11 protein-coding genes and 2 tRNA genes are annotated in these 14,064 nt (G+C 64.3%); all 13 read right to left on the bottom strand.

Annotated features, from left to right (window positions below):
* Positions 1-121: 121 nt before the first annotated feature.
* Positions 122-198, bottom strand: a tRNA-Arg gene (locus tag ACODS9_RS17265).
* A 48-nt stretch (positions 199-246) separates the two neighbouring features.
* Positions 247-337 (bottom strand) — tRNA-Ser (locus ACODS9_RS17260).
* Positions 338-409: 72 nt separating this feature from the next.
* The gene (gene csrA / locus ACODS9_RS17255; protein ID WP_003254503.1) at positions 410-598 is read right to left on the bottom strand and encodes a carbon storage regulator CsrA; all 189 of its coding nucleotides are present in this window, start codon (positions 596-598) and stop codon (positions 410-412) included.
* Between the two features lie 168 nt (positions 599-766).
* Positions 767-2,002, bottom strand: coding sequence for an aspartate kinase (locus tag ACODS9_RS17250; RefSeq protein ID WP_028691060.1), 1,236 nt, complete (start codon positions 2,000-2,002; stop codon positions 767-769).
* An 83-nt stretch (positions 2,003-2,085) separates the two neighbouring features.
* Entirely contained in the window at positions 2,086-4,710 is a 2,625-nt protein-coding gene (alaS, locus tag ACODS9_RS17245) for an alanine--tRNA ligase (protein WP_367858239.1), read from the bottom strand.
* 303 nt (positions 4,711-5,013) lie between these two features.
* On the bottom strand, positions 5,014-6,021 hold the full coding sequence (gene astE, locus ACODS9_RS17240) for a succinylglutamate desuccinylase (protein ID WP_046854626.1): 1,008 nt from the start codon (positions 6,019-6,021) through the stop codon (positions 5,014-5,016).
* A 10-nt stretch (positions 6,022-6,031) separates the two neighbouring features.
* Complete coding sequence (locus ACODS9_RS17235) at positions 6,032-6,322, bottom strand: hypothetical protein (protein ID WP_011534960.1); 291 nt, start codon at positions 6,320-6,322, stop codon at positions 6,032-6,034.
* A 14-nt stretch (positions 6,323-6,336) separates the two neighbouring features.
* Entirely contained in the window at positions 6,337-7,686 is a 1,350-nt protein-coding gene (astB, locus tag ACODS9_RS17230; RefSeq protein ID WP_489094357.1) for an N-succinylarginine dihydrolase, read from the bottom strand.
* A 23-nt stretch (positions 7,687-7,709) separates the two neighbouring features.
* Positions 7,710-9,173, bottom strand: coding sequence for a succinylglutamate-semialdehyde dehydrogenase (gene astD / locus ACODS9_RS17225; protein WP_489094356.1), 1,464 nt, complete (start codon positions 9,171-9,173; stop codon positions 7,710-7,712).
* The gene (gene astA / locus ACODS9_RS17220; protein ID WP_046854623.1) at positions 9,174-10,202 is read right to left on the bottom strand and encodes an arginine N-succinyltransferase; all 1,029 of its coding nucleotides are present in this window, start codon (positions 10,200-10,202) and stop codon (positions 9,174-9,176) included.
* A gap of 55 nt (positions 10,203-10,257) precedes the next feature.
* Positions 10,258-11,277: an arginine/ornithine succinyltransferase subunit alpha gene (aruF, locus tag ACODS9_RS17215; protein ID WP_489094355.1), complete on the bottom strand. Its 1,020-nt coding sequence runs from the start codon at positions 11,275-11,277 to the stop codon at positions 10,258-10,260.
* Between the two features lie 140 nt (positions 11,278-11,417).
* A complete protein-coding gene (locus ACODS9_RS17210; protein ID WP_489094354.1) occupies positions 11,418-12,638 on the bottom strand; it encodes an aspartate aminotransferase family protein in 1,221 nt (406 codons plus the stop codon).
* Positions 12,639-13,068: 430 nt separating this feature from the next.
* A complete protein-coding gene (argR, locus tag ACODS9_RS17205; protein WP_038706575.1) occupies positions 13,069-14,049 on the bottom strand; it encodes a transcriptional regulator ArgR in 981 nt (326 codons plus the stop codon).
* Positions 14,050-14,064: the final 15 nt, after the last annotated feature.

The following is a 14,064-nucleotide window of genomic DNA, read 5'->3' as shown; positions in this document are numbered from 1 at the left end:
GCGACCGCTCGGTTCGTAGCCGAGTACTCTATCCAGCTGAGCTATGAGTCCGTGGGGTAGTTTTAGACCAGGTTACCACTGGTTGATTGAAGCAGCCTTGCAAGCAAAGCCACTTCAAAAGTGGCGGACTCAGGAGGATTCGAACCTCCGACCGCTCGGTTCGTAGCCGAGTACTCTATCCAGCTGAGCTATGAGTCCGTGTCTTGCTGTGCCATTCGGATCGCTTGAAGCGCTCCAGGCAAATAATGGCGGTGAAGGGGGGATTCGAACCCCCGATACCCTTATGAGGTATACTCCCTTAGCAGGGGAGCGCCTTCGGCCACTCGGCCACCTCACCGCAACACGAGGCGAATATTAAACACACCCTTCCTCGTTTGCAACCCTTTTTTTGAAAAAAACTTCAAAAGAATTAAAGGCTTGGCTCCTCGTCCTTCTCTTTCTTGATCCGCAGGTAGATTTCCTCGCGGTGAACGGCCACTTCTTTCGGCGCGCTCACGCCGATACGCACCTGGTTGCCTTTGACACCCAGGACCGTCACGGTGATCTCACCGTCACCAATGATCAGGCTCTCGGCGCACCGACGAGTCAGAATCAGCATAGTTTTCTCCTCACATGAATCTTCAGGGACAACAGTCTTTGAAAAGCAGGGCCTGGCCGGGGACGACGGCACTGGCCCGGATCGACCGCCACGGCTGCCTGGACAGGGACAGCCGCTGCGACCAGAAACGCGAAGGGCGCGGCAAGCCGCGCCCCTCCAGGCAGCGTGTCACTCACCCTGTCGGGCAGGAGCATCGAGCTCGAACGCGGTGTGCAGCGCGCGTACGGCCAGCTCCAGGTACTTCTCTTCGATCACCACCGAGACCTTGATCTCGGAGGTGGAGATCATCTGGATGTTGATGCTCTCCTTGGCCAGGGCCTCGAACATGCGGCTGGCAACGCCTGCGTGGGAACGCATGCCGACGCCGACGATCGATACCTTGGCAATCTTGGTGTCGCCGATCACTTCACGCGCGCCGATCTCGCGGGCGGTGTTCTCCAGCACGCTCAGCGCCTTCTCGTACTCGTTGCGGTGCACGGTGAAGGTGAAGTCGGTGGTGTTATCGTGCGAGACGTTCTGCACGATCATGTCGACTTCGATGTTCGCCGCGCTGATCGGGCCGAGGATCTTGAAGGCAACGCCTGGGGTGTCCGGGACGCCACGAATGGTCAGCTTGGCCTCATCACGGTTGAAGGCGATACCGGAAATGATCGGCTGTTCCATGGATTCCTCTTCATCGATGGTAATGAGGGTACCCGGACCCTCCTTGAAGCTGTGCAGCACGCGCAGCGGGACGTTGTACTTGCCGGCGAACTCCACCGAGCGGATCTGCAGCACCTTGGAGCCGAGGCTGGCCATTTCCAGCATTTCCTCGAAGGTGATCTTCTCCAGGCGCTGGGCCTGGGGCACGACACGCGGGTCGGTGGTGTAGACGCCATCGACATCGGTGTAGATCTGGCACTCATCGGCTTTCAGGGCCGCGGCCAGGGCCACACCGGTGGTGTCGGAGCCGCCACGACCGAGGGTGGTGATGTTGCCGTGCTCGTCGACACCCTGGAAACCGGCAACCACCACGACACGGCCAGCCTTGAGGTCGGCGCGGATCTTCTGGTCGTCGATCTGCAGGATGCGCGCCTTGTTGTGCGCGCTGTCGGTGAGGATGCGCACCTGGTTGCCGGTGTAGGACACCGCCGGCACGCCGCGCTTCATCAGGGCCATGGACAACAGGGCGATAGTGACCTGCTCGCCGGTCGAGACGATCACGTCCAGCTCGCGGGGTTCGGGCTTGTCGGTGATCTGTTTCGCCAGGTCGATCAGGCGATTGGTTTCCCCGCTCATCGCCGACAGCACGACCACCAGGTCGGTGCCTTGCTCGCGGAATTTCTTGACCTTGTCGGCAACCTGCTCGATCCGCTCGATGGAACCGACAGAGGTACCGCCAAATTTCTGTACGATCAACGCCATTTCAAAGGTGCCTCAGCCCTAAAGGGCCCCAAAAAACAATCCAACATGAAACGGCCGGCGACTAGACCGCCGGCCGCCTCATCTCAAAGTCCCTGCTCGGCGAACGGCACTGCCAGGGCCAGGGCCTTGTCCAGCGCGGCGACGTCGACGCCACCACCCTGGGCCATGTCAGGGCGACCACCGCCCTTGCCACCGACCGCCGCAGCGGCTTGTTTCATCAGATCGCCAGCCTTGAGTTGGCTGGAGAGGTCCTTGGTCACGCCAGCCACCAGCACGACCTTGCCCTCATGCTCGCTGCCCAGCAGGATCACTGCATGGCCGAGCTTGTTCTTCAGCTGATCGACGAGCGCCAGCAGGGCCTTGCCATCCTGCCCATCCAGGCGGGCGGCGAGGACCTTGGCACCCTTGACCTCAACGGCCGCGTTGGAGAGATCGTCCCCGGCGGCGCTGGCGGCCTTGGCCTGCAGCTGCTCGAGCTGCTTTTCCAGCTGGCGGTTGCGCTCAAGCACAGCCGACAGCTTGTCGATCAGGTTGTCGCGGTTGCCCTTGACCAGCTGCGCGGCTTCCTTGACCTGCTCTTCGGCAGCGTTCAGGTAGGCCAGCGCGGCGGCGCCGGTGACCGCTTCGATACGGCGCACGCCAGAGGCCACGCCGCCTTCGCTGATGATCTTGAACAGGCTGATGTCGCCGGTGCGCTTGGCATGGATGCCGCCACACAGCTCGACAGAGAAGTCACCGCCCATGCTCAGCACACGCACGGTGTCGCCATATTTTTCACCGAACAGCGCCATGGCGCCCTTGGCCTTGGCGGTTTCGATATCGGTCAGCTCGGTCTCGACCGGGGTGTTCCTGCGCACTTCGCGGTTGACGATGTCTTCCAGGGCCTTGATCTGCTCTGGCTTGACCGCCTCGAAGTGGCTGAAATCGAAACGCAGGCGCTGGCTGTCGACCAGCGAGCCCTTCTGCTGCACGTGATCGCCCAGCACCTGGCGCAACGCTTCGTGCAGCAGGTGAGTGGCTGAGTGGTTCAGCGAGGTGGCGTGTTGCACCTCGGCATCGACCTTGGCCTCGACCGGCGAGCCGATGACCAGCGCACCGCTGGCGACCACGCCGTGGTGCAGGAAGGCACCACCGGTCTTGGTGGTATCGCGCACGTCGAAGCGCGCGGCACCGGCCTGCAGGTAGCCGCTGTCGCCGACCTGGCCGCCGGACTCGGCGTAGAACGGCGTGCGGTCGAGCACGACCACGCCCTCCTCGCCTTCGCCCAACTGGTCTACCGACTGGCCATCCTTGTACAGGGCGACGATCTTGCCTTGCCCTTCGGTAGTGTCGTAGCCGAGGAAGTCGGTGGCGGTGTCGACCTTGACCAGGCTGTTGTAGTCCATGCCGAAGGCGCTGGCGGAACGGGCACGCTCGCGCTGGGCTTCCATTTCACGCTCGAAGCCGGCTTCGTCGATGGTCAACTCGCGCTCGCGGGCGATGTCGGCGGTGAGGTCCATGGGGAAGCCGTAGGTGTCGTACAGCTTGAACACCACGTCGCCCGGGACGACCTTGCCCTGCAGTTGGGCCAGGTCCTGCTCGAGGATGCGCAGGCCCTGCTCGAGGGTCTTGGCGAACTGCTCTTCCTCGGTCTTGAGCACGCGCTCGATGTGCGCCTGCTGGCTCTTCAGCTCTGCGAAGGCTTCGCCCATCTCGGCCACCAGGGCGGCGACGATCTTGTGGAAGAAGCTGCCCTTGGCCCCCAGCTTGTTGCCGTGGCGGCAGGCGCGGCGGATGATGCGGCGCAGCACGTAGCCACGGCCTTCGTTGGACGGCAGCACGCCGTCGGCAATCAGGAAGCCGCAGGAACGGATATGGTCGGCGACCACTTTCAGCGATGGCTGGTCATCGTTGCTGCAGCCGATGGCTTCGGCGGCGGCGGCCAGCAGGCTCTGGAACAGGTCGATCTCGTAGTTCGAGTGCACGTGCTGCATCACCGCACTGATGCGCTCCAGGCCCATGCCGGTGTCCACCGACGGGGCGGGCAGCGGGTGCAGGACGCCGTCGGCGGTGCGGTTGAACTGCATGAAGACGTTGTTCCAGATCTCGATGTAGCGGTCGCCGTCTTCTTCCGGCGAGCCGGGTGGGCCGCCCCAGATATCAGCGCCGTGGTCGTAGAAGATCTCGGTGCACGGGCCGCACGGGCCGGTGTCGCCCATGGTCCAGAAGTTGTCGGAGGCGTACGGGGCGCCCTTGTTGTCACCGATGCGCACCATGCGCTCGGCCGGCACGCCGACTTCCTTGGTCCAGATGTCGTAGGCTTCGTCGTCGCTGGCGTAGACGGTGACCCACAGCTTTTCCTTGGGCAGGTTCAGCCACTTGTCCGAGGTCAGGAAGGTCCAGGCGAAGGTGATGGCATCGCGCTTGAAATAGTCGCCGAAGCTGAAGTTGCCCAGCATCTCGAAGAAGGTGTGGTGACGGGCGGTGTAGCCGACGTTTTCCAGGTCGTTGTGCTTGCCACCGGCGCGCACGCACTTCTGGCTGCTCACGGCGCGGGTGTAGGCGCGCTTTTCCTGGCCGAGGAAGCAGTCCTTGAACTGGTTCATGCCGGCGTTGGTGAACAGCAGGGTCGGGTCATTGCCCGGGATCAGGGAGCTGGAGGCAACGCGAGTATGTCCCTGCTCTTCGAAGAAGCGGAGGAAGGCTTCACGGATTTCTGCGCTTTTCATAGGTTCTTCCACGGAAACGGCGGCCACACGTCGAATCGACGAAACGACGGCAAAGGGCCGCATTATATCGGTCCTGCAGTCTCGGTGCAGTGTGTTTATGCGATAGAAACCGTCGATTGGACGGCTTGCAGGGCTAAAGCAATTGAAAACGGCATGACCGCGATGCTATCGCCAGCGTTTCGCTACTGGCAAGCCAATTACGGTCCCGGAGCGGGGAAAATTAACAGGTTGGTGAATTAAAAGAATTTCATCACCGAAGGGATCCAAAATCGCAGGCGCGGGCTTGCCCCGCGCCTGCGGGTATCAGGCCAGGCGTTGCCCCGAATCCGGGACGATCAGGATGCCGGCGCGCAGCCCGTTCTTCACCTTGGGGTTGGGGAAGATGATCCGTGCGCCCTCCTCCTCCACCACCCAACGCGTCTCGGCCAGGTCCTCGGCCAGCAGATCGCCCTTTTTCAGCTCGGAGAAGTTCTCGATGTCCGCCGGCAGGTGCAGGCGGAAGCTGTCGCTGTGCTTGATGATCTCGCGGGCGACACTGAACAGCTTGAGGCCATCCAGGGACTGCTCGGTCTGCGGCTCGGCATCTTCGATGAGCTGGATCAGACGCGCTTCGAGCCTGTCGAGGTTGACCTCCTCGTTCTGCCCGAACGGACGGGCCTTGCCGAGCTCCAGGGTGAAGGCCTCGGCATCGAGCTGCTCATAGGTGAAGGCACTGAAGGTGATCGACGACTTGCTCTGCAGCAGCACCGCCTCCATGCCGGCCGCTGCCAGGCGCGCCAGCTCTCGACGGGAGTGCAGGCGCCCCTCCTTGTAGGGGTACAGCGCGAACTGCTCGATCTTCGACCCACGAATGGCGGTATGCAGGTCGTAGTGCAGGCGGGTGCGTTCGGGCTTGCTGAAGAACACCCGGGCGAACTGTTCGAGTTCGGCGGCGCGTAGCGCCTCGAAGCCACTGGAGAGTTCATGCCGGCCATTGAACAGACGGTTGATGTCCTGCTCGATGAAACGCTCACCCTTGCGGATCGCCGCCGGGTTGCCGAACAGGAACAGCACCCGCGCACGTGGCTTGATCTTGCCGTTGGCCACGCCGTGCAGCAGCCTTTCGAGCAACTCGATCGGCGCTGTCTCGTTGCCATGGATACCGGCCGACAGCAGCAGGTCGAGCCCGCAATCCTCACCTTCGGGCGGGCGCACTTCCAGCGCACCCTCCCCCAGCCAGCGCAAACGCACGCCCCGGGTGGTCACTTGGGTCTTCTCGGCCGGTTCGTGATCGGTCAGGGTCAGCTCAAGCAGTTTGCCAAGGGCGAGCATAGGCGCTTCCTTAGTGGTGGTGGCCGCAGTCCGGGCCGTGGACGTGGTCGTCGTCACCGGCGACATCGGCCGGTTCCATTTCCAGTTGCAGGCTGACCAGATTGGTGGCCATCGGGCGCAGCAGCAGGTTGGCGTACTCGGTGTCGTCTTCCTCGACATCGACGCCGATCAGCAGCTGGCCGCGACCGTCCTGCTGGATCCACACCTCCTTGCCTTGCCAGACCACGGCAAAACGGGTGCACGAGGTTTCCAGCTGGGTGCCGTCTTCATCTTCCAGGATCAGGCGCAGGGCGTCGGACATTGCAATTTCTCTCTTCAAGGTTGGCGTTGGAACGGATAGACCGAACCCAGCTTGAGGATCTGGGTCAGCTCATCCAGTGCCGTGCGGCATTCCACCAGCAACTGCGGGTCGGCCAGGTCGGTCTCGCCGAGGCGATCGCGGTAGTGCTTGTCGACCCATTGCACCAGGGTGTCGTACAGCGGGGCGGTCATGATAACTCCTTGGTTGACCGCCGCCAGTTCGTTTTCCTTCAACGCCACGCGCAGCCGCAGGCAAGCCGGGCCACCGCCGTTCTGCATGCTCTGCTTGAGGTCGAACACCTTGACCTCCTTCACCGGGCCGCCCTGGCTGGTCAGTTGCCCCAGGTACGCCCAGACCCGCTCGTTGTTGCGGCACTCTTCCGGCACCACCAGCAGCATCGAGCCGTCCTCGCGGCTGAGCAACTGGCTATTGAACAGGTAGGAACGCACCGCGTCCTCCACCGTCACCGCCGCCCGCGGCACGCAGATGCCCTGGAAGCGGCCACCCTTGCTGGCCAGTTTAGCCTGCAGCTGGCCAAGCACCGCATCGGTCTCGAGGAAGGCGTCCTCGTGGTAGAACAGCACTTCGCCATTGCCTACCGAGATCACGTCGTTGTGGAATACGCCCTGGTCGATCACTGCCGGATTCTGTTGAGCGTAGACCACGCCATCATCGCTCAGCCCATGCAGGCGGGCGACGGCCTGGGAAGCCTCCAGAGTCTGGCGCGCCGGGTACTTCTGCGGCGCGGGGTAGCGGCTGTCGAAGGCGCTGCGGCCATAGACGAAGAACTCCACCCCCGCTTCGCCATAGGCACGGCAGAACCGCGTATGGTTGGCCGCGCCTTCGTCACCGAACTGCGCCACGGCCGGCAAGGCCTGGTGATGAGCGAAGTGCTTGTCATCGTTGAACATGGCGCCCAGCACCCGGCTGGTGGTCGGGTGCTCGATGCTGCGATGGTACTTGCAGTTCAGGTTGGCGGCGGTGAAGTGCACACGACCGTCCGCAGTGTCGGCGCTGGGGCTGACAGTGGCGGCGTTGGCCACCCACATGCTCGACGCCGAGCAACTGGCGACCAGCAGCGGCATGGCTTCCTTGGCGGCACGCTGGATCACTTCGGCATCATTGCCGGTGAAACCCAGGCGGCGCAAAGCAGCGACATCCGGGCGCTCCTGCGGGGCCAGCACGCCCTGCTTGAAGCCCATCTCCATCAGCGCCTTCATCTTCGCCAGGCCCTGGCGCGCCGCCTCGCGCGGGTTGGAACCCTGCTGGCTGTTGCTCTGCGAGGCCACGTTGCCGTAGGACAGGCCGCCGTAGTTGTGGGTCGGCCCCACCAGGCCATCAAAATTCACTTCAAAGGATTTCATCGGCAAGGCTCCGAGACCTGTTGTTATAGGGTGACGCCCGGCGTCAGGGTCGCCGGCAGTACGAGGTTCGCGGTCTCCAGCGAAGCCACGGGGTAGGCGCAGTAGTCCGCCGCGTAGTAGGCGCTGGCGCGGTGGTTGCCGCTGGCACCGACGCCACCGAACGGCGCGCTGCTGGCGGCGCCGGTCAGCTGCTTGTTCCAGTTGACGATGCCGGCGCGGCTGCGCAGCCAGAAGTGCTGGTAACGGGCGTTGGAGTCCGACAGCAGGCCGGCGGCCAGGCCGTACTGGGTGTTGTTGGCTTCCTCGATTGCCGCATCGAAATCGATGTAGCGGATCACCTGCAGCAATGGGCCGAAGAATTCCTCGTCCGGGCGCCCGGTTACCGCAGTGACGTCGATGATGCCGGGGGTAAGCAAGGCGGCGTCAGCCTGCGGTTGGGTCATCTCCAGCAGCGCCACGGCGCCCTTGCCGAGCAGTTCGGCCTGGGCCGCCAGCAATGCGCGGGCCGCCGGCAGCGAAATCACCGACCCCATGAACGGCGCGGGCTGCTGATCGAAGGCGCCGACACTGATGCTGCGGCTCACCTCGACCAGGCGCTGGATCAGCGCGTCACCCCAGGCGCCCTGCGGCACCAGCAGGCGGCGGGCACAAGTGCAACGCTGGCCGGCGGAGATGAAGGCCGACTGGATGATGGTGTACACCGCGGCATCCAGATCCTTGACCTCGTCAACCACCAGCGGGTTGTTGCCGCCCATCTCCAGGGCCAGGATCTTGTCCGGGCGGCCGGCGAACTGCTGGTGCAGCAGGTTGCCGGTACGGCTGGAACCGGTGAAGAACAAGCCGTCGATACCCGGGTTGGCGGCCAGCGCCACGCCGGTCTCACGGGCGCCCTGGACCAGGTTGAGCACACCAGCCGGCAACCCGGCCTCGATCCAGCACTGGACCGTCAGCTCGGCAACCTTGGGGGTCAGCTCGCTGGGTTTGAACACCACGCAATTGCCGGCCAGCAGCGCCGGAACGATATGGCCGTTGGGCAGGTGACCCGGGAAGTTGTATGGGCCGAACACCGCCACCACGCCATGGGGCTTGTGGCGCAGCACCGCAGTGGCGTCGGCCAGCGGACCGCTCTTCTCGCCGGTACGCTCGCGGTAGCTCTGCACCGAGATGGCGACCTTGTTGACCATGCTGGTCACTTCAGTGGCCGATTCCCACAGCGGCTTGCCGGTTTCCTCGCCAATGCAGCGCGACAATGCCTCGGCATTGGCCTTGAGCTTCTCGGCGAAGGCCTCCAGCACGCTGATGCGCGCCTCCAGGCTCAGCGATGCCCAGCCAGGGAACGCCTGGCGGGCAGCCTGCACGGCATTCTCTACCTGCGCGGCATCGGCGCCCTGCCCTTGCCAGATCACCGCCTGGGTGACGGGGTTGAGCGACTGCAGGGCTTCGCCCTGGCCAGCCAGCCATTGGCCGGCAATGTAATGCGTATTCATTTACTGGGCCTCCCGACCGGCGGACAGTGGCACGGCGCGCACGTTGTCGCCGGCGCCCAGGCGCAGGCGCTTGGCGGTCTGCGGATCGACCACCAGGGTGCCCGCGGCCAGGCGCGCCGGCGCGGCCGTGATGCGGCAGTCTTCGCGCTTGCGGTTGTGGATGATGAAAGGGGTCGCGTCGTCGCCTGGTGTACCAACGGCCAGCACCAGGGTCTCGCTGTCACGCACGGCGCGGATCTTCGAGGTCTCGCACTCGATGGCGGGGCCTGCGTCGAAGATGTCGACGTAGCCCTGATAGTTGAAACCTTCGCGCTTGAGCATGGCCAGCGCCGGCTCGGTATCGGCGTGCACGCGGCCGATGACGTTGCGCGCCGCTTCCGAAAGGAAGCAGGTGTACAGCGGGAACTTGGGCATCAGCTCGGCGATGAACGACTTGTTGCCCACGCCGGTGAGGTAGTCGGCCTGGCTGAACTCCATCTTGAAGAAGTGCCGGCCCAGGCTTTCCCAGAATGGCGAACGACCTGCCTCGTCGGACATGCCGCGCATCTCGGCGATGATCTTGTTGCCGAACAGCTGCGGGAACTCGGCGATGAACAGCATGCGCGCCTTGGACAGCAGACGCCCGTTGAGCCCGCTGCGGTAATCGCTGCGCAGGAACAGCGAACACAGCTCGGAGTTGCCGGTCAGGTCGTTCGCCAGGAACAGCGTGGGAATCTCGCGGTAGATATTCAGCTCCTGGGAAGCGCTGACGGTCAGGCCGACCCGGTAGTTGTACCAGGGCTCGCGCAGGCCGACGGCGCCGGCGATGGCGCTGATGCCGACCACCAGGCCCTCGTCGTTCTCCAGCACGAACAAGTAGTCGGTGTCGCCGCGCTCGGCTTCGCCACGGAAGCTCTTTTCCGCCCAGCCGACCCGCTGGCCGAGGCGTTCCTCGTTGGCAGGCAGGGTGGTCAGCCCGGTGGTGCCGGTGCTGCGGGCCAACTCGATCAGCGCGGGTAAATCGCTGCTGCGTACAGGACGAACGATCATGCTATCTCCTTGTGCGGCGGTCTGTGCCTGCCGCGAAACTCTCTGTTGCGGCGGTTCAGACCGCGACCAGGCGCACACTGGCGCCCTCGCCGACACCCAGGGCCTCGGCAGCTTCGCCGCTGAGGCTGACCGGCTTGCCCGGCACCCAGTCCAGTTCCAGCAGCACGGCGCGGTAGTCCTGCAACTGGCCATTGCACACCAGGTACGGACGGCCGCCCTTGACCGACGCGCCGTCCAGCTTGACCGGCACTACCCGGCTCTGGGCGATGGAGCGGATGCCCGAGGCACGGGCATGCAGGGTCGGGCCGCCGTCGAAGATGTCGATATAGTGCTCGGTCTCGAAGCCCTCACGCATGAGGATGTCGAAGGTGATCTGCGCCCGCGGATGCACCTGGCCCATGGCTTCCTGCGCGGCGTCCGGCAGCAGTGGCACATAGATCGGGTAGTGCGGCATCAGTTCGGCGAGGAAGGTGCGGCTCTTCAGGCCGCACAGGCGCTCGGCGTCGGCGTAGTTGAGGTCGAAGAAGTTGCGGCCGATGGCGTCCCAGAACGGTGACTCGCCCTGCTCGTCGCTGTAGCCGACGATCTCGGTGACCACCGACTCGGCGAAGCGCTCCGGGTGCGAGGCCATGAACAGCAGGCGGCCACGCGAGTTGAGTTCGGCAAAGGCGCTGGTCACCAGCTCCGGCACCACGTAGAAGCTGGTCAGCAGGCTATTGCCGGTAAGGTCGTGGCACAGCGACAGGACGTGGATCTTGTTGTGGATCTTCAACTCGCGGGAGGCGTGCACGAAGGTCTCGTTGCGGAAGCTGTAGAACGGCTCGGAGTAGCCGGCCGAGGCGACGATGGCCGAGCAACCGACCAGCTTGCCGGTGGCGCTGTCCTCGAGCACGAAGAAGTAGCTCTCCTCGCCGTTGAAGCTGACCTCGGCGGCAAAAGAGGTTTCCGACGCAGCGATCTTGTCGCCCAGGCGGCCAGCATCGTCCGGCAGCGAGGTGACACCAATGGGGCTGTCGGCAGCCATGCGCTGCACTTCGTTCAGATCAGCCATTTGCGCGGGGCGCATCACCAGCATGGTGTCACTCCTTTCGGGAAAGCGCACCGATCACCTCGGCACGAAAAAACGGCGGGCACGCGCCACTACCTGCAAGCAGGTGCCCGCACTGGAATCAGGTATCGCCGGCCTCGCTCGAGGCCGGCGACAGGACCGCAGGATCAGCCCTGGGTCAGTTTGCGCACAGCGCGCTCGAAGCGCTCCAGGCCTAAATCGATATCGCTGTCCTCGACCACCAGGCTCGGGGCGAAGCGCACGACATCGGGACCTGCCTGCAGAACCATCACGCCTTCCTTCTCGGCGGCGTTGAGGATGTCCTTGGCCTTGCCCTTCCAGGCGTCACTGAGCACGCAGCCGATCAGCAGGCCGACACCGCGCACCAGGGTGAACAGGCCGGTTTCCTGGCCGATCTTCTCCAGGCGGGTCTTGAAGCGCTCATGTTTGGCCTTGATGCCCGCCAGGGTTTCCGGGGTGTTGACCACATCGAGCACGGCGCAGGCGACGGCACAGGCCAGCGGGTTGCCGCCGTAGGTGGTGCCGTGGGTGCCGACGGCCAGGTGCTTGGCCAGGTCGCTGGTGGTCAGCATCGCGCCAATCGGGAAGCCGCCGCCCAGGCTCTTGGCGCTGGTCAGGATGTCCGGGGTGACGCCGTAGTGCTGGTAGGCATACAGCGAGCCGGTACGGCCGACGCCGGTCTGCACTTCATCGAAGATCAGCAGCGCGTTGTGCTCGTCGCACAGCTTGCGCGCGCCTTCCAGGTAGGCCTTGTCGGCCGGCACCACGCCGCTCTCGCCCTGGATCGGTTCGATGACCACGGCGCAGGTCTTGTCGGAGATCTGCGCCTTCAACGCTTCCAGGTCGTTGTACGGCACGTGGCTGATGCCGGTGATCTTCGGCCCGAAGCCGTCGGAGTACTTGGGCTGGCCACCGACGCTGACGGTGAACAGGGTGCGACCGTGGAAGCTGTTCACGGTGGCGATGATCTCGTGCTTCTCGGGGCCGAAACGGTCATGGGCGACACGACGGGCCAGCTTGAAGGCGGCCTCGTTGGCCTCGGCGCCGGAGTTGCAGAAGAAGGCGCGCTCGGCAAAGGTCGCGTCCACCAGCTTGTGCGCCAGGCGCAGGGCCGGCTCGTTGGTGAACACGTTGGAGACATGCCAGAGGGTATTGGCTTGCTCGGTCAGCGCCTTGACCAGCGCCGGATGGCAGTGGCCAAGGGCGTTGACCGCGATGCCGCCGGCGAAGTCGATCAGCTCGCGCCCGGACTGGTCCCATACTCGGGAGCCCTCGCCTCGCACAGGAATGAAGGCCGCCGGGGAGTAGTTGGGAACCATGACCTGGTCGAAATCGGCACGTTGCACCGGGGCTTGCTCAACGGACATCTGAGTCTCCTGAAGAGGAACGCTGGCCTGGAAGTGGCGAGCGATGAAGGGATTGTAAGGACTGATCGGCGCCTGTCCTTGCTGCCAGGCGACAACTTGTTACAGCGCCAAACCGAGTTTTCACGCGGTTTTCGGCAATGCGACAAACAGTGTCGCAATCGCGCAGTGTAACGGCAGGACAAGGTCGCGGGGAGATGGCAGCGCAAATTGGGAGAACGGTTGTTCACTTCAGAAGAAAGGGCCGCTGCGCGTCCATCGCCGGCAAGCCGGCTCCCACCCCGACCGCGCCACCTTTAAGCCAGGTGCCATCCGTATGAGTGCTGGGTTACCAGCGCTAAGGCCACACCCGAACACATCACCTCCAAGGCCTACACGCACCGGTGGGAGCCGGCTTGCCGGCGATGGGCTGCGGAGCAGCCCCAATGAAATCTCAGCCGCGCTCGGCCGGCGCCGAACTCAGCTCGAACGGGCTGCTGTTACGTCGCTGGTTACGGTCTTCGCGCGGCGTGGCGCCGAAGAAATTGCGGTACGCGCTGGAGAAATGCGGCCCGGAGGAGAACCCGCAGGACAGGCCGATCTGGATGATCGACTTGCTGGTCTGCATCAGCATCTGCCGCGCCTTGTTCAGGCGCAACTCCAGGTAGTACTGGCTGGGCACGCGATTGAGATACTGCTTGAAGATCCGCTCCAGCTGGCGGCGGGACACGCACACATGCTGGGCGATCTCGTCGGTGGTCAGCGGCTCTTCGATGTTGGCCTCCATCAGCAGCACCGCCTGTGTGAGCTTGGGGTGGCTGGAGCCAAGGCGGTTCTGCAGCGGGATACGCTGGCGCTCGCCACCTTCGCGAATGCGCTCGACCACGAGCTCTTCCGACACCGCGCCGGCCAGTTCCGCCCCATGGTCCCGGGCCAGCACCGCCAGCAGCAGATCGGTCACTGCCATGCCACCGCAGGCAGTCAGGCGATCACGATCCCAGTCGAACAGATGGCTGGTGGCGATCACCTTGGGGAAGCGCTCGGCAAAATCATCCTGCCAGCGCCAATGCACCGCGGCGCGGTAGCCGTCGAGCAGGCCCAGCGCCGCCAGTGGGTACACACCTGCGGACAAGCCGCCGATCATGCAACCGCTGCGCGCCAACTGCTTGAGCGCGGCGGACAATGCCGAACCGATCGCCGCCGGCGGCTCATCAGCCAGCAGGAACAGTTTGTGGTAGCCCTCCAGGCGTCCGGCCCACGCTTCGCCCGGCAGACGCCAGGCGCCCTCCTGCCCGGCCTCGGCCTGCAGGAAGGACATTGTGTAGACCACATCCGGATGCACCCGCTGGGCCACCTGCAACACCTCCTCGGCCAACGCCAGGGTCAGCGGCTTGGTGCTGGGCCAGATGAGAAATCCGATTCGCTGGGTGGTCATAGGGCGTGGTCCGAA

Source organism: Pseudomonas sp. FG36, from assembly GCF_057809275.1.
Note: the sequence above shows the minus strand (reverse complement) of the source record. Positions and strands in the feature narration are given on the sequence as shown.